This is a genomic window from Fuscibacter oryzae (assembly GCF_016765795.1).
Classification (GTDB): domain Bacteria; phylum Pseudomonadota; class Alphaproteobacteria; order Rhodobacterales; family Rhodobacteraceae; genus Fuscibacter; species Fuscibacter oryzae.
The window spans coordinates 37,005-53,987 of the sequence record NZ_JAESVP010000007.1 but is presented as its reverse complement, the minus strand read 5'-3'; the positions used below and the strand labels follow the sequence as shown (position 1 = coordinate 53,987).

At 63.5% G+C, this 16,983-nt stretch carries 13 protein-coding genes; 8 read left to right on the top strand and 5 right to left on the bottom strand.

The features are described 5' to 3' along the window. The first annotated feature begins 36 nt into the window (after positions 1–36). Both JI744_RS14145 and JI744_RS19270 read left to right on the top strand, forming a co-directional pair. Positions 37–1,176: an alpha-D-ribose 1-methylphosphonate 5-triphosphate diphosphatase gene (locus JI744_RS14145; RefSeq protein WP_202661788.1), complete on the top strand. Its 1,140-nt coding sequence runs from the start codon at positions 37–39 to the stop codon at positions 1,174–1,176. Between the two features lie 102 nt (positions 1,177–1,278). Continuing rightward, positions 1,279–1,407 carry a hypothetical protein gene (locus JI744_RS19270; protein ID WP_268885804.1) on the top strand — a complete coding sequence of 43 codons (129 nt, stop codon included), beginning with the start codon at positions 1,279–1,281 and terminating at the stop codon, positions 1,405–1,407. Here JI744_RS19270 and JI744_RS14140 read toward each other — a convergent pair. Then, complete coding sequence (locus JI744_RS14140) at positions 1,389–2,084, bottom strand: helix-turn-helix transcriptional regulator (RefSeq protein ID WP_202661787.1); 696 nt, start codon at positions 2,082–2,084, stop codon at positions 1,389–1,391. The two genes, JI744_RS19270 and JI744_RS14140, sit on opposite strands and share 19 nt — an antisense overlap. Before the next feature lie 70 nt (positions 2,085–2,154). On the opposite strand from JI744_RS14140, the gene JI744_RS14135 reads away from it, so the two are divergent. Continuing rightward, entirely contained in the window at positions 2,155–2,772 is a 618-nt protein-coding gene (locus JI744_RS14135) for a glutathione S-transferase family protein (RefSeq protein WP_202661786.1), read from the top strand. 84 nt (positions 2,773–2,856) lie between these two features. On the opposite strand, the gene JI744_RS19345 is transcribed toward JI744_RS14135, so the two are convergent. Next, positions 2,857–6,651, bottom strand: a complete 3,795-nt coding sequence (locus JI744_RS19345) for a Hint domain-containing protein (protein WP_202661785.1) — start codon at positions 6,649–6,651, stop codon at positions 2,857–2,859. Between the two features lie 455 nt (positions 6,652–7,106). On the opposite strand from JI744_RS19345, the gene acs reads away from it, so the two are divergent. From acs to JI744_RS14115, 3 genes are all read left to right on the top strand, one after another. Then, a complete protein-coding gene (gene acs / locus JI744_RS14125; RefSeq protein ID WP_202661784.1) occupies positions 7,107–9,068 on the top strand; it encodes an acetate--CoA ligase in 1,962 nt (653 codons plus the stop codon). Positions 9,069–9,071: 3 nt separating this feature from the next. Then, a complete protein-coding gene (locus JI744_RS14120; protein ID WP_202661783.1) occupies positions 9,072–9,743 on the top strand; it encodes an adenylate kinase in 672 nt (223 codons plus the stop codon). Between the two features lie 168 nt (positions 9,744–9,911). Then, positions 9,912–11,783: an MFS transporter gene (locus JI744_RS14115; RefSeq protein ID WP_202661782.1), complete on the top strand. Its 1,872-nt coding sequence runs from the start codon at positions 9,912–9,914 to the stop codon at positions 11,781–11,783. A gap of 57 nt (positions 11,784–11,840) precedes the next feature. Here the strand turns inward: JI744_RS14115 and JI744_RS14110 are convergent, their stop codons facing one another. Continuing rightward, on the bottom strand, positions 11,841–12,137 hold the full coding sequence (locus JI744_RS14110) for a hypothetical protein (RefSeq protein WP_202661781.1): 297 nt from the start codon (positions 12,135–12,137) through the stop codon (positions 11,841–11,843). A 137-nt stretch (positions 12,138–12,274) separates the two neighbouring features. On the opposite strand from JI744_RS14110, the gene JI744_RS14105 reads away from it, so the two are divergent. Beyond that, positions 12,275–12,766 carry a flavin reductase family protein gene (locus JI744_RS14105; RefSeq protein ID WP_202661780.1) on the top strand — a complete coding sequence of 164 codons (492 nt, stop codon included), beginning with the start codon at positions 12,275–12,277 and terminating at the stop codon, positions 12,764–12,766. A gap of 13 nt (positions 12,767–12,779) precedes the next feature. Here JI744_RS14105 and JI744_RS14100 read toward each other — a convergent pair whose 3' ends face one another. Then, positions 12,780–14,207, bottom strand: a complete 1,428-nt coding sequence (locus JI744_RS14100) for a mannose-1-phosphate guanylyltransferase/mannose-6-phosphate isomerase (RefSeq protein WP_202661779.1) — start codon at positions 14,205–14,207, stop codon at positions 12,780–12,782. Between the two features lie 61 nt (positions 14,208–14,268). After that, positions 14,269–15,657: a phosphohexomutase domain-containing protein gene (locus JI744_RS14095; RefSeq protein WP_202661778.1), complete on the bottom strand. Its 1,389-nt coding sequence runs from the start codon at positions 15,655–15,657 to the stop codon at positions 14,269–14,271. A 302-nt stretch (positions 15,658–15,959) separates the two neighbouring features. Between JI744_RS14095 and ytfQ the strand changes: the two genes are divergently transcribed. Beyond that, on the top strand, positions 15,960–16,928 hold the full coding sequence (gene ytfQ, locus JI744_RS14090) for a galactofuranose ABC transporter, galactofuranose-binding protein YtfQ (RefSeq protein WP_202661777.1): 969 nt from the start codon (positions 15,960–15,962) through the stop codon (positions 16,926–16,928). Positions 16,929–16,983 lie beyond the last annotated feature (55 nt).

Below are 16,983 nucleotides of genomic sequence, written 5' to 3'. Positions count from 1 at the left end.
GTTCCGGCCCCGTGCCGCAATCCTTTGAAGGCCCAAATGACCACGATCCTTGCCAATGCCCGCCTTGTTCTGACCGATGATGTCATCACCGGAAGCCTTGTGATCCGTGACGGGCTGATCGCCGAGATTGCCCCCGGCGCCCATGTTCCGACCGGGGCCGAGGATTTGGGCGGCGACCTGCTGATGCCTGGTCTGATCGAGCTACATACCGACAACCTGGAACGCCATATCGAGCCAAGGCCCAAGGTCGGCTGGCCCCATGCCCCCGCCATCGTCGCCCATGACGCCGAGCTTGCCGGTTGCGGCATCACCACGGTGTTTGACGCGCTGCGCGTGGGCTCGGTCGTGTCGCGCACCAAATCGAACTATGGCGAATACGCGCGGGCACTGGCGGATGAGATCATCGGCCTGCGCGCAGCGGGGGCGTTGAAGATCAACCATCTGCTGCACCTGCGTGCCGAGATCTGTTCCGAAACCCTGATCGCCGAAATGGCCAAGTTCGGCCCGGCGGATGGTGTGGGCATCGTCAGCCTGATGGACCACACCCCCGGCCAGCGCCAGTTCCGCGACCTGACGCAGCTAAAGCATTACATCTGCGGCAAACACGGCTTTTCCGATGCCGAGTTTGACGATCATGTCGCCAGTCAAAAGGCCCTGTCGGCCCAGATGGGCAGCGCGCATGAAGACACCGCCGTGGCCGAGGCGCGGCGCTATGGCGCGGTGCTGGCCAGCCATGATGATACTACCGCAGGCCATGTCGGCGCTTCGGCCCGCCATGGCGCCAGCTTTGCCGAGTTTCCAACGACGGTCGAGGCGGCGCGGGCCTGCCATTCCCACGGCATTGCGGTGATGATGGGGGCGCCCAACCTGATCCGGGGCGGGTCGCATTCGGGCAATGTGGCGGCCAAGACGCTGGCGGAAGAGGGGCTTTTGGACATCGTGTCGTCGGACTATGTGCCCTCTGCCCTGTTGCTGGCGGGGTTGATGCTGGGCGATCTGTGGGGCGACGTTCCGCGCGGGGTTGCCACCGTCACCTCTGCCCCCGCCCGCGCCGCGCATCTGTACGACCGGGGTGTGATTGCGCCGGGAATGCGGGCCGACCTGTTGCGGGTGGCGCGCATCGGGGGAACCGGGCTGCCGCGCGGCACATGGGTCGCGGGCCGTCGCGTCGCGTAACCTTTTGCAATTAAAGAAACTCTTAGCCGTTTTCTGCTTGAAACACAGGCCTTTCCAGCGGGTTAATGACTTGGCAAGGTCATATGCGGAAAGGGAAAGACGATGTTGAAGACCATCAGGATCGCGGGGCGGATACTGGCGCAGGGGCTGCTGGTGCAGCGGCTTGACGATGGGCGGGTGACGATCTCGACCGGAACCCAGCACTTGACTGGCTATCCTGTCGCCGCCTGATCCTTGATCCGCGCGATGAACTCGCGCAGCAAAGGCACCCGGCGGGGGCGGAAATGCGCGCCCGTCGCCACCACACCGGCCATCTGATCCAGGTGGAACCGGCGAAAGTCCTGGCGCAGGCAGCACCAGGCCAGCACCATCAACGCCCGGTCGAACCAGACGATTGACAGGGGCCAGATCTCGCGCTGCGTTACCTCTCCGCCTTTGTCGGTATAGTGCATCTGCAAAACTTCTTCGTCCCAGCACGCCTGCCGGACCACGGCCAGATGTTCAGGCGCGGGCGGACGGCGGTTCAGCCGGTAGGTCCGGCTGACGGCATGGATGGCCTGCCGCTGCACCCGTTCGGGCAGGGTGGCGATGATCTTGGCCATGGCCGCATCGGCCGCCTTGGCCATAGCGGCATCCCCGGCCTGACGCACCTCTGCCAGCCCCAGAACCAGCGCCTCGACCTCCAGCCGTGTGAACATCTGCGGCGGCAGGGCCGGGTCTTCGGTCAGGGTATAGCCCACGCCCGCCGCGCCATCGATCAGCGCGCCCCCGGCGCGCAACGCGTCAATGTCGCGGTAAAGGGTGCGCGGGCTGACACCGGTTTCTTCGGCCAGCCTTTGCGCAGTCACCGGCTGCGGCAACATCCGCAGCGCAGTCAGCAGGCGAAACAATCGGTCGGCGCGGGCCATGGGATACTGCCGGAAACTGTCAGGAGCCATGCAGCATAGTCCCCCCATGCAGCAACGCAAGGAGAGACAGATGCTGACCCTGTTCCACGCCCCGCAAAGCCGGTCTTCGGCGATCATGCTTTTGATCGAAGAGATGGGCATCGCCGACAAGATCACCGTGCAGATCACCGATATCGTTCGTCAGGACGGTTCCGGCGCCCGCGATCCGGCCAACCCCCATCCCGAAGGCAAGGTGCCCTGCCTTGTGCATGATGGCACCGTCATTACCGAGCGCGGCGCCATCATGCTTTATCTGCTGGAGCTGTTTCCCCAGACCGGCCTTGCCCCCCGCCCCGGCGATGCACAGCGCGGCGCGTTGCTCACCTGGCTGGCCTGGTATGGCAGCGTGATGGAGCCTGTGCTGATCCTCGACTGGTCCAAGGCCGAGGTGCCTGCCGTATGGTCCAGCCTGCGCGGTGTTGCTGAAATCAATGCACGGCTGCACACCGCGCTGGCCAAGGGGCCCTGGCTTTTGGGGGAAGAGTTTTCGGCCGCCGACGTGCTGTGCCACACGCCCTATGCGTTCTTCCCGCCGTCGATGCCCGATGATCCGCTGATCCGCGACTGGGTGGCGCGGTGCCAGTCCCGCGCCTCGGTGCAGCGGGTGAAGGAACAAGACATGGCAAGCATGGCAGCCCGCGCCGCATAAGCGCTGGACCAAACGCGCCCTCCTTCCCGGTTTTGCGGGGCGGGGGGCGTTACCCGTTTTCAGCCCGCCGTTTTCAGCCGCCTGTCAGGCGGCGGCAATCCGGCCCGGCGCGACGGCAGGCACCATCAGCAGCGCCCGCGCCTCATGCGCCTTCAGGGTCAGACGGGCATCGCGGTAACGATCCAGCTTGATATCCTGTGGCATCTGGCCGAACACCGCGAACAGCTCTTCCGCCGCCTCATCCTCCAGCCCGCCGATCGCCCGCTCTCCGGGCTGGAAGCTCTCGCTCCAGGCGTTGTCGGCCAGGATCACCTCATGCCGGTCGAACATCAGGTGGATATAGGTCACATCAGCAACCATCGCGGGCAGCACGCCCGGCAGACCCGCAAGATGCAGGGCGCGGACGAAAACCTCGTCTTCTTCGAACATCAGGCCGACGCGCGGCCCCTCGATCAGCATGCGGTGTTGACGCGATACCATCATGTCGCGGTCGGGCAGGTTCGGGCCAAGCGCATTCTTGCGGATCAGCACCGGCTGAAGCGCCGGGTTGCCGCGCAACTCTGCGCCCGACAATTCCTTGCGCCCGATCCAGCGGATGGGTTGCAAACCGCCGTCGCGGGTATGCACCAGATCACCGACACGCAGCCGTTCTATGGCGCGCAAGCCATAAGCGGTGTCAATCAGCGTGCCGGGGGTAAAGCAGGTGACGATCCCCTCGATATTGCTGAAGGACAGGTTGCCGATCAGGTTGCCCAGCGTGTCGTAATAGTTGACAACACCATTCAGCGGGTTCAGCGGATCACGGACGATGTGATAATTGACCTGACCGCGCAGGTCGAGAATGTCGATACCGCCGCCGCCGTCAATCGTATCGTTGATACTGCCCGAGACAGTATCATTGCCGATGCCACCATTAATATAGTCAAACCCGTCGCCACCCGACAGGACATCGTTGCCATCGCCGCCGTAAAGCTGGTCATTGCCGGCGCCGCCAAAAAGCGAGTCATTGCCAACGCCGCCCGACAGGTTGTCATTTCCCTGCCCACCATCAAGGCTGTCGTCGCCCTCGTCGCCCGACAGACTGTCATTGCCAGCGCCACCAAACAGCGAGTCATTGCCGATCCCGCCGGTGGCCGTATCGTTGCCGTCACCGCCATAGATAAGGTCGTTGCCGTCACCACCCGAGGCGTTGTCATTGCCCGCGCCGCCAGACAGCGTGTCATCGCCGGTTCCGCCCGACAGACTGTCATTGCCGTCACCGCCTGACAGGCTGTCGTTGCCCTCGTCTCCCGACAGACTGTCGTTGCCAAGGCCACCATCCAGCGTGTCGTTGCCGATCCCGCCAGTGGCTGTGTCATCGCCGTCGCCGCCGAAAAGCTGGTCGTTGCCGTCACCGCCATAGGTCAGATCGTTGCCGGCACCACCGTAAAGGGAATCGTCCCCCGTACCGCCCAACAGGCTGTCATTGCCCTCATCGCCCGACAGGCTGTCATTGCCAAGGCCGCCATCAAGCAAGTCATTGCCGATCCCGCCGCTTGCGGTATCGTTGCCATCGCCGCCGAAAAGCTGGTCGTTGCCATCTCCACCATAGGCCAGATCGTTCCCGGTACCGCCGTAAAGGGAATCGTCCCCCGTACCGCCCGACAGGCTGTCATTCCCATCGCCACCCAACAGGCTGTCGTTGCCCTCGTCTCCCGACAGGCTGTCATTGCCAAGGCCACCATCCAACGAGTCATTGCCCGTGCCGCCGAAAAGCTGGTCGTTGCCGTCACCACCATAGGCCAGATCGTTCCCGGTACCGCCGTAAAGGGAATCGTCCCCAGTACCGCCCGACAGGCTGTCATTCCCGTCGCCACCCAACAGGCTGTCGTTGCCCTCGTCTCCCGACAGGCTGTCATTGCCAAGGCCACCATCCAGCGTGTCATTACCTGTACCGCCGCTTGCGGTATCGTTGCCGTCGCCGCCGAAAATCTGGTCGTTGCCCTGATCACCGGTCGCATAGTCATCTCCGCTTCCGGCCAGAATGGTGTCGTTGTCGGCCCCGCCATAGGCGATGTCGTTGCCACCGCCGAGATCCATCGAGTCGTTGCCAGCGCCGCCGTAGAAGATGTTGGTGTAAACGTCGCCCACCAACCCCTGATTATCAAAGCCGATCAGCGTGTCATCAAAAGCCGACCCGATGATGCCATCGACGCCCTGCAACACATCGCCCGTCGCATCGCCACCAGAGGCGGTGTTGGTCGCGAGGTTGACAGATACTGCTGCTGAAGAGGTTGAATAGTCGAGAAAATCCATCCCCTCGCCGCCGGTCAGCGTATCCGCGCCCGCGCCGCCCTGAAGCGTGTCGTCGCCCGCACCAGAGGTGATGGAATCGCGGCCCGCGCCGCCAATGATATAGTTGTTGCCCGCGTCGCCGGTCAGCGTGTCGTTGAAGGCAGAGCCTTCCAGGTTCTCGATCCCGGTCAGCGTATCGCCTGCCGCATCCCCACCCGACCCGCCCCCCCCCAGCGTGACGTTCACGCCAGCGGTCGATCCGGTGTAAAGCGCCCAGTCGGTGCCCGCGCCGCCCGACAGCAGGTCTGCCCCGCTGCCGCCGGTCAGCCGGTCATCACCGTCGCCGCCATAAAGGCTATCGGCCCCCGCGGCACCTGACAGCGTGTCATTGCCTGCACCGCCCGTCAGGGTGTTGGCGTTGGCGTCGCCGGTCAGGCTGTCGTCATAATTGGAGCCGACCAGCGCCTCGACCGCCGACAGCACATCATTGGCCGCCGCCCCGCCTGTGGTGCCTGCGGTCAGGTCAACCGTAACGGCAGCGGTCTCGGCGCTGAAATCAACCGTATCGTTGCCGGTCCCGCCATAGAAACTGTCCGCCCCACCGCCGCCCACGAACGAGTCATTGCCCGCGCCGCCATAAAGCGCGTTTGCAGCACTGTCCCCGATCAGCGTGTCTTGGCTGCCAGAGCCGATGATCCCCTCGAACCCCAGGATCGTATCGCCCGCCGCATCGCCAGAGCTGACGGTGCCTGTCGCCAGATTGACCGAAACCCCGGATGTCGAGGTGGAATAGTCAAGAATGTCGAACCCGTCACCGCCATACAGCAGGTCCGATCCGGCACCGCCCGACAGCGTGTCGTTGCCATCGCCGCCGTCCAACGTATCGGCTCCGGCCCCACCAACCAGCGAGTCGCTTCCGCCGCCGCCTGTCAGCAGGTTGGCGTTGGCATCGCCAGTCAGCGTGTCATTAAAGGCAGAGCCGGTCAGGTTCTCAATCTGGCTGAACGTGTCGCCAGAGGCATCGCCCACCGTGCCGGTGCCAGAGGTAAGGCTGGCCGCGACGCCCGATGTGGCATCGCTATAATCCGCCGTATCGGTGCCCGATCCGCCGAACAGGCTGTCTGCACCCGTGCCGCCGATCAGAACATCGTTGTCATTGCCACCATATAGCCGATCAACGCCCGCGCCGCCCCACAGGGTATCTGCCCCGGCATTGCCGGTCAGGCTGTCATTGCCGGTGCCGCCCCACAGCTCGTTATCGCCGCCGTCGCCGGTCAGCGTGTCATTGTAGATCGAGCCGAGCAGGTTCTCGATTCCGGTCAGGCTGTCACCGGTTGCATCGCCGCCAATGCCGATCACGCCATTGACAGTGACGTTTACCGCAGCCGTAGAGGTCGAATAATCGGCGGTATCGATACCCGCGCCGCCATCAAGCGTATCAATCCCCGCCCCGCCTTGCAGCAGGTCGTTGCCGTCGCCGCCATTCAGCCGGTCGGCCCCGCCGCCGCCATAAAGGCTGTCATCGCCCGCAAGGCCGTTCAGCGTATCCGCCGCACTGCCAGACGTCAGCGAGTCATTGCCGCTGGTCCCATTGATGGTCGCCACGGATCTGCCTGTCTGATGTCGGCCCTGGTCTTTGCCTGGGTCCGATCGTTTCTGCTCAATCTCAGCCTAGCGGGGGAATTGGGGCCAAAACATGGCAAAAGAGGCAAAGACGCCACAATCTGCCCGAAACTGTGCCAATCCGGCATCATCAGGCAAGAGGCGCACCTATCTGCCCCTACGGAAAGGGCATCTGGATTTACAGGTGTAAAGACCGAAAGACCTCACGCACGTCACACGGGAATGTGTTTTACACATAACATATATTTCAATATCTTAACTGAAAATCGATAATTACTTTTCAGAAAAAAATCGGTTTGTAAACGAATTGACAAAGAAACCTCTGGACAGGGCCACCCCCCCTTCGCTTACTGGCGGCAAGATCGCGGCCTTGCCTGTTTGGTGCCACGATTCCGGTTTCCGGGGGAGCGGGGGCCGAAGAATTCAGGGAGGATTGCATGTCAGACGGTTCCGTTTTCGGTGTTTACCCGCCATCACCAGAGTTTGCCGAAAACGCCCATGTTGATGGCGCGCGCTATGCGGTGATGTACAAGGACTCGGTCGAGACACCCGATGCCTTCTGGGGCCGTGAAGGCCAGCGGATCGACTGGATCAAGCCCTATACCAAAGTCAAGAACACCAATTTCAACTTTGGCGAAGTTGACATCAAATGGTTCGAGGATGGCACGCTGAACGTGTCTGCCAACTGCATCGACCGCCATATGATCACCCGCGCCGACCAGACCGCGATCATCTGGGAACCCGATGATCCCAAAACTCCGGCCCGCCACATCACCTATCGCGAATTGCTGGAGCAGACCTGCCGCATGGCCAATGTGCTGAAGGCACAGGGCGTGAAAAAGGGCGACCGGGTTGTTCTGTATCTGCCGATGATCCCGGAAGCGGCCTATGCCATGCTGGCCTGCGCCCGGATCGGGGCGATCCATTCCATCGTGTTCGGCGGCTTTTCCCCTGATGCCTTGGCCAACCGGATCAACGATTCCGAGGCGCAGGTGGTGATCACAGCCGATTTCGCCCCGCGCGGCGGCAAGAAGACGGCGCTGAAGGCCAACACCGATGCCGCCCTTCTGCACTGCAGCGACAAGGTGAAATGTCTGGTGGTCAAGCACACCGGCGATCAGACCACCTGGGTCGATGGCCGCGACATTGACCTGACCGCGGCAATGGCCGATGCCAAACCCTATTGCGCCTATACAGAAGTTGGCGCCGAAGACCCGCTGTTTATCCTTTACACCTCGGGTTCCACCGGCAAGCCGAAGGGGGTGGTGCATACCTCGGGCGGCTATCTGGTCTATGCCGCGATGACCCACCAGATCACCTTCGATTACCATGACGGCGATGTATTCTGGTGTACCGCCGATGTCGGCTGGGTCACTGGCCACAGCTATATCGTCTATGGTCCCTTGGCCAATGGCGCGACCACGATCATGTTCGAAGGCGTGCCGACCTTCCCCGATGCGGGCCGGTTCTGGGAAGTGATCGCCAAGCACAAGGTGACGCAGTTCTACACCGCCCCGACCGCCATTCGCAGCCTGATGGGGCTGGGGCCGGAATGGGTGGAAAAGCACGACCTTTCCAGCCTGAAGCTGCTGGGATCGGTCGGCGAGCCGATCAACCCCGAGGCGTGGAACTGGTACAACACCCATGTCGGCAAAGGGAAATGCCCGATCGTCGATACCTTCTGGCAGACCGAAACCGGCGGCCACATGCTGACACCCCTGCCCGGCGCGATCCCGACCAAGCCCGGTTCGGCCACCAAGCCGTTTTTTGGTGTGAAGCCCGTGGTGCTGGATGCCGCTTCAGCGGCGGTAATGGAAGAGACCGAAACCGAAGGCGTTCTGTGCATCGCCGATAGCTGGCCCGGCCAGATGCGCACCGTCTGGGGCGACCATGAGCGGTTTCAGGAAACCTATTTCCAGCAATACAAGGGTTACTATTTCACGGGCGACGGCTGCCGCCGCGATGCGGACGGCTATTACTGGATCACGGGTCGCGTTGATGACGTGATCAACGTCTCGGGCCACCGGATGGGCACGGCAGAGGTGGAATCCGCGCTGGTCGCGCATCCCAAGGTCGCCGAAAGCGCGGTGGTGGGTTATCCGCACGACATCAAGGGCCAGGGCATCTATGCCTATGTCACCCTGATGAAGGGCGAAGAGCCGACCGACGCCCTGCGCAAAGAACTGGAGGCTTGGGTCCGCACCGAAATCGGCCCCATCGCCAAGCCCGATCTGATCCAATGGGCCCCCGGCCTGCCGAAAACCCGTTCGGGCAAGATCATGCGCCGCATCCTGCGCAAGATCGCCGAGAATGACTTTGGTGCCCTGGGCGACACCTCGACGCTGGCCGATCCTTCGGTGGTCGAAGACCTGATCGCCAACCGCATGAACAGGGTCTGATCCATGGCATCCCCCGCCCCCGTCCTGATCCTTCTTGGCCCACCCGGTGCCGGCAAAGGCACGCAGGCCCGGATGCTGGAAGAGGACTTCGGTCTGATCCAGCTTTCGACCGGCGACATGCTGCGCGCGGCGGTGGCACAGGGCACCGAGGCGGGCAGTGCTGCCAAGGCTGTGATGGCGGCGGGTGGTCTGGTGTCCGATGACATCGTGCTGGCGATCCTGCGCGACCGCATGGCCCAGCCTGATACCGCCAAGGGCATCATCCTTGACGGTTTTCCTCGTACCGCAGGCCAGGCCGCCGCACTGGACAGCCTGCTGGCTGCCAAGGGTCAGAAGGTGACAGCGGCCATCAGCCTTGAGGTTGATGACGAGGCGATGGTGGGCCGGGTTTCGGGCCGCTTTACCTGCGGCACCTGTGGCGAAGGCTATCACGACCAGTTCAAGCAACCTGCCCATGCAGGCACTTGCGACAAATGCGGCGGCTCGGACTTCAAGCGCCGGGCCGACGACAATGCCGAAACGGTGCGCGAAAGGCTCAAGGCCTATCACGCCCAGACGGCACCCCTGATCGCCTATTACGACGGCAAGGGCGTGTTGGAACGGATCGACGCGATGGCAGACATCGGCGCGGTTCGCAGCACGCTTGGCCGCATCGTGATGGGCGTTTCAGCCTGAGGGACGGCTGCGTCCGGCAGGAGGGCCGGGCGTGGAGGAAGGGAGAGAGATCAGCCAGAACGGCACGCTGCCGAACCCGTCCGCTTGGCCGGGAACAGCCGAGGTTTGCCCGCACAGACGCTGATCGTGACAGTCCCGGCGACAAGCCGGAAACATGGAGGAGGCCACATGGCATATACTGCACCCGACGCCAGCACCCGCTCGCGTCCCATGACGGCGGAAGAGAGGAAGGTCATTATCGCCTCCTCTGCCGGCACCGTTTTCGAATGGTATGACTTCTACCTTTACGGCTCGCTTGCCGCGATCATCGGGGCACAGTTCTTCACCCCCTTCCCCGAAGCCACCCGCAACATCTTTGCGCTGCTGGCCTTTGCCGCGGGCTTTCTGGTGCGTCCGTTCGGCGCGCTGGTCTTTGGCTCGCTGGGGGATCTGATCGGTCGCAAGTATACCTTCCTTGCGACCATCCTGATCATGGGTCTGTCCACCTTCCTCGTGGGCCTGCTGCCCGGCTATCAAAGCTGGGGCATTGCTGCCCCGTTTATCCTGATCGGCCTGCGCATGTTGCAGGGTCTTGCCCTTGGTGGCGAATACGGCGGGGCGGCGACCTATGTGGCCGAACACGCGCCGCAAAATCAGCGCGGCTATTTCACTTCGTTCATCCAGACCACGGCGACCCTGGGTCTGCTGCTGTCGCTGGTGATCATTCTGCTGTGCCAAGGCTACATCAACGGCCATTACCCGACCGTGCCGCAATTCGGCCTGGACGGTGCGGCGCTTTTGGATGCCAAGACCGGCGAACAGGTAATGCTGGAGCCGTGGAAAGCCTGGGGCTGGCGCATCCCGTTCCTGGGGTCGATCTTCCTGCTGCTGATCTCGCTCTATATCCGCGTGACGATGAACGAATCCCCCGCCTTCAAGAAGATGAAGGAAGAGGGTGCCGCCTCGAAAGCGCCGCTGCGCGAAGCCTTCGGTCAGTGGAAAAACGCCAAATTCGCCGTCATCGCCCTGCTGGGTCTGACTGCGGGTCAAGCCGTCGTCTGGTATTCGGGCCAATTCTACGCCCTGTTCTTCCTGCAATCCGTCGTCAAGGTTGACAGCTTTTCGGCCAACGTCTTCGTGGCGTGGTCGCTGATCCTGGGCACCTATGGCTTCATCTTCTTCGGCCGCCTGTCGGACCGCATCGGCCGCAAGCCGATCATCCTGGCCGGTTGCCTGATTGCGGCAATCACCTACTTCCCGGTCTTCCACTTCCTGACCAAGACCGCGAACCCGGCCCTTTATGCCGCGCAACAGACCCAGATCGTCGTGACCGCCGATCCGGCCGACTGCTCGTTCCAGTTCAACCCGGTGGGCACCGCGAAGTTCACGCACAGCTGCGACGTGCTGAAGGCCGCGCTGAACAAGGCTTCGGCCAATTCCGAAACCGTGGCCGCCCCAGCTGGCACCATCGCCAGCGTCAAGGTCGGTGAAACGGTTGTGTCGTCTTATGACGCAGGTGCCAATGCCAAGGCGATTGCCGAAGCCAAGGCCGCGCTGGAAACCGCCAAGGCGGGCACCGATCAGGCTGCCACCGATGCGGCGCAAGCCGCGCTTGACAGCGCCAATGGCGTGAAGACCGGCTTTGAAAAAGGCTTGGCCGACGCGCTGGCCGCTGCGGGTTACCCGGTTGCAGTGGACAAGGCCGAAGGCATTGCCAAGGCTGCGAACTTCCTTGACATCTTCTCCGGCCAGAAGCTGACGATCATCGCGATCCTCACCTATCTGATCATCCTGGTGACGATGGTATACGGCCCGATTGCGGCCATGCTGGTTGAGCTGTTCCCGACCCGCATCCGCTATTCCGGCATGTCGCTGCCCTACCACATCGGCAACGGCTGGTTCGGGGGCCTGCTGCCCGCGACGGCGCTGGCGATCTCTGCCCAGACCGGCAACATCTATTCCGGTCTGTGGTATGCCATCGTCATCGCCATGATGACCGTTGTGATCGGCACGATCTTTGTGCCGGGCGACACCCACAAGAAAAACATCTTCGCCGAATAAGGCCGAAGACACGCACAGGATCGGGCCGGGGTGGCGACACCCCGGCCCGTTTCATTTTCAGCGGCGCAGGCGCTGCCACAGCGTCCAGACGCCCAGCACAACCGCCAGCAACACGATGTTGGCCAGAATGCCCACGCCGATCTCGGTCGGCATCGGGGCCTTGGGGGCGCCCGATACCCGCGTGACCGGGATGACCACGGCCACGAACACCGCCCCGATGGCCAGCGGCGTCCAGATGCCGGTGTTGGCGCGGGTGCGCAGCATGGTGATGAACAGGGCGATCAACAGGCCGATGCGAAACGGCTCGGTCAGTTGTGATTGAAACAGCGCGATCAGATCGGTTGGCTGGGGCATTGGTCCTCCGGGTTTGCCTATCTGATAGCGGTTGCCGCCATTTCGGTCCACCATCGCCACGATTTTCCGGCAAGGGGGTGGTGACGATTGCCGCCGATTGCCCTATTTGCAGGGCGATGCGACCCGATGGAGACAGCATGAAGGATCTGACCCCCGACACATTCCGCGCGGCCATGCGGGCCATTGTCGGGAATTGCGCCATTCTGACGGTAGGTCAGGGGGATGAGGCGAATGGTCTTGTGGTCACCTCTGCCGTATCGCTGTCGGCCGAACCGCCGATGGTGCTGGTCTGCATCAATCGCAGTTCCTCGGCCCATCCGTTGCTGACGCGCTATCCGTTCTTTGGCCTGTCGTCGCTGGGTGCCGCACAACAGGCGGTGGCAGAGCGGTTTTCTGGCCGCACCGGCGCGCAGGGACCGGCGCGCTATGACGGGGCCGAATGGGAAACCGCCGTTACCGGGGCGCGCCTGCTGAACGGGGCCGCCGCCGCCTTTGACTGCGAGGTGGAAGACATGATCGACAAGGCCACCCATACCATCGTTGTGGGCCATGTCCGCGCCACCCGCATCACCGCAGGCGTCGGCGCGCTGACCTATTGGCACGGCGGCTATCGGCCCGTGCAGGACTGATCCACGGCTGGGATCAGCCCTTGGCCCCCTGCCCGCGCGCATAGATGTCATCATAGCGCACGATGTCATCTTCGCCCAGGTAACTGCCGGTCTGCACCTCGATCAGAACCATCGGCACGCGGCCGGGGTTTTCCATCCGATGCTTGGCCCCCAGCGGAATATAGACCGACTGGTTTTCACCCAGCACCTGCACCGTGTCATCAATCGTCACCCGCGCAGTGCCGGATACCACGATCCAGTGTTCGGAGCGGTGGAAATGGCTTTGCAGCGACAAAGATGCGCCGGGATGCACCACGATGCGCTTGACCTGAAAGCGGTCGGCAAGGGCCAGCGTTTCAAACCAGCCCCAGGGACGGTGATCGCGCGGAAAAGCCTCGGCCTGTTTGGCACCCTTGGCGCGCAGCACCTCGACCGCACGTTTTACATCCTGCGCGCGGCTGCGGTCGGCGACCAGAACCGCGTCATTCATCGCCACGGCGACGATGTTCTTCAGCCCGATGCCAACCAGCTCTACCCCGTCGCTGTCCGACCGCAGCAGCGTATCGGCGCAATCGATCGCCGTCACCGCGCCAGAAGTGCTGACGCCATTGGCATCCGCCCCCATTTCACGCGCCACCGCATCCCAGCCGCCCAGATCATTCCAGCCCTCGGCAAAGGCCACGACCGACAGGTTCGCTGCCCGCTCCATCACCGCATAATCGACCGAGATTGACGGTGCCTTGGCCCAGGCCCCGGCGTCCAGCCGCAAAAAGCCAAGGTCGGCACGGGCCAGTTCAATCGATTGCTTAATTGGTATCAGCATCTCGGGCGCATGGGCCTGAAACGCCGCCAGCATGGTTTTCGCGCTGAACAGGAAGATCCCGGCGTTCCACAAATAGGTTCCGGCCTGCAACATGTCCTGCGCGCGCGCAGCATCGGGCTTTTCGACAAAGCGGCGCAGCGCCACCGGGTCTGCCGCCGCCGGGCTGGCCAGTTCCAGCCAGCCATAGCCGGTTTCGGCATGGGTCGGCGCGATGCCAAAGGTGACAATCTGCCCCGCCTGCGCCGCGGGCACGCCGCGCTGCACAGCGGCGCAAAAGGCATCCGGGTTGTCGATGGCATGATCCGACGGCGCAACAAGGATCAGCGCATCGGGGTCGCTTGCGGCGATGCGCAGGGTGGCGGCCAGCACGGCGGGGGCGGTGTTGCGCCCCTCCGGCTCGATCAGGATGGCACCGGGATCTACCCCGGCCTCCAGCAATTGCTCGGTCACGATAAAGCGGAAATCAGAGCCGGTGACGACGACCGGCGGCGCAAAGCCCGCGCCCGAAAGCCTGCGGGCAGAGGCGACAAACAGGCTGTCCGCGCCCGTCAGATGCACGAACTGCTTGGGATAGCTTTTCCGCGACAGAGGCCACAGCCGGGTGCCCGAACCACCACACAACAGAACCGGAGTAATCATTATTCTCATCCCAAAATGTCGGGGCCAGCTTGTGCCAGATTTGCCCGTCGGGGCAAGAGGTTCAGGCAGGGTCTGGCGGAAACTCTGCCGCCAAAAGCGCAAAGGCCCGCCCCATCAGGCCCTGCGCGGCGGCGGAGGTTTCAGCCTCGGCATAGATGCGGAACTCTGGCGCATTGCCCGACGGGCGCAGATGCAACACCCGGCCAGAGGCCAGCGTAACCCGCAAACCATCGGTCAGGTCGGTCGCCACCGCGCGTTCCTCCAGCCAGGCCAGCAGGGCGGCAAGGTCGGGCGGGCTGCCGATCAACCGCGCCAGCAGGGCCGCCGCCGCTTCGGTCGGGGTGTTTTCCAGCCGGTCGGCGGCGGTAAAACGTGCCGGTTCCTGTGCCACGCGGGCCGCAACACCGCCCGCGCGGCGCGCTTCGGTCAGGGTGGCGATCAGGGGCAGCAGGCTGTCGCGTGTGGCAAGGGGCGGCAGCAGACCGGCTGGCCCCTGCGCGGCAAAGCCCAGCAAAAAGCCGCCGTTCGCCTCGTATCCGACCACGCGCCCCCCCGCCGCCGCCATTCCGGCAATCACGAAAGGAGAGCCGATTTTCGTGCGATCAACGCGGGCAAAATGCCTCGACGCCTCGGCCCCGCTGTTCGAGCTGACCGGGGTCACCACCACCCCTGCCCCCAGCGCCGCCGCCGTGATCTGGCCCAGCACATCGCCCGGCACCACCTGCCCCGCCGCATCGGCCAGCAAAGGCCGGTCGCCATCGCCATCGGTCGAGATCAGCGCATCCAGCCGGTGTTCAGCAACCCAAGCCGCAATCGCGGTCCGCGCCTCGGGGGCGACAGCCTCGGTATCGACGGGGATGAAATGGTCCGACCTGCCCACTTCTATCGCCTTGGCCCCAAGGGCCGTCAGCACCTGACCCAGCAGATCGCGGCTGACGGCGCTATGCGCCCAGACGCCGATGCGCAACCCGCGCAGGGCATCGGGGCCAAAGGCAGTGACATAGCGCGCGACCCACACGGCCCCTGCCGTGGTGTCGGTGGCCATCCCTGCCGCTTTGCCTGCGGCGGGGCGGCCAAGGTTTGCCAGAATCGCCGCCTCATCGCTTTTGGCAATTTCGCCGCTGGGCAGGTAGAATTTCAGCCCGTTGCGATCTGCCGGAATGTGGCTGCCCGTCACCATCACCGCCGCCGCCCCCGCCTGCATGGCGGCAAGGGCCAGCGCGGGTGTGGGCACAGCACCGCAATCGGTGACCGCGACACCTTCGGCCCGCGCCGCCTTGGCCACCGCAGCCGCCAGCGCGGGGGATGAGGGGCGCAGATCGCGCCCGATCCACAGCCCCGTTCCCACCGGACATGCCGCCATAAAGGCGCGGACATGATCGGCCACCAGATCATCCGTCAGCTCCACCACCAGACCGCGCAGGCCGCTTGTTCCAAATTTCGGGGCCATGGCTTCTCCTTTGTTGTTACGGGCGACATTGCCAGCGTGCTGGACAAGAGACAACCACACCCCGACGAATCGGGCGAACCTTGACGTCCTTAGCACCCGCCTGGCGCATTCCACTGATACGGACGCTGCGCTGCGGCGGTCAGATCTGCTCACGCCTCCGACGCAACCCATTGCTTTTGCATATCTCGGCCAAGGCTTTTCTCGCCGCAGTGCGGCTGGAAAGCCATCTTGCATATAATACTACTTTTGCTAGCCTGACCTCGCCACGTTGAGGAGCGTGGCCAATTTCCACGGGAGGAAACATGGCTATCATCACGAAACTCGCGCTTGGCGCGGGGCTGGCAGCACTTTTGTCCACGGCTGCCCATGCCGACCTGACCGGCAAAGTCATCGGCTTTTCGCAGATCGGATCGGAATCGGGCTGGCGCGCGGCGGAAACCTCGGTCACGAAATCCGAGGCGGAAAAGCGCGGCATCGACCTGAAATTCGCCGATGCCCAGCAAAAACAGGAAAACCAGATCAAGGCCATTCGCGGCTTTATCGCCCAGGGCGTCGATGCCATTCTGGTCGCCCCCGTCGTTTCGACCGGCTGGGATGAGGTGCTGGGCGAGGCCAAGGAAGCCAATATCCCCGTCGTTCTGCTGGACCGGGGCGTTGATGCCAGCGCCGATCTGTACCTGACGGGCGTCGCCTCGGATCAGGTCAAGGAAGGGGCTGTTGCGGGCAAGTGGCTGATTGATACCGTGGCTGGCAAGGATTGCAGCGTGGTCGAACTGGAGGGCACTGTCGGTTCCTCTCCCGCGATCAACCGCAAGAAGGGCTTTGATGATGCGGTGGGGGCCACGGCGAATATCAAGGTCATCCGCAGCCAGACCGGCGATTTTACCCGCGCCAAGGGCAAAGAGGTGATGGAAGGCTTCCTGAAAGCTGAAGGCGGCGGCAAGGGCATTTGCGCGGTTTACGCCCATAACGACGATATGGCCGTGGGGGCCATTCAGGCCATCAAGGATGCGGGCCTGAAACCGGGCAGCGACATTCTGGTGGTATCGATCGACGGCGTGCCGGACATCTTCTCGGCCATGGTCGCGGGCGAGGCGAATGCGACGGTTGAACTGACGCCCAACATGGCAGGCCCGGCCTTTGATGCGCTGGATGCCTATCTGAACGGCGGCACCGCGCCGGAAAAGGCCATCATCACGGAATCGAAGCTGTTCACCCAGGCCGACGATCCGCAGGGCGAATATGACCGCCGCAAGGGTCTGGGCTACTGATACCCATCGCCGGGGCCGGACCACCGGCCCCGGATTGCTTTTTGAACCGCCCCGG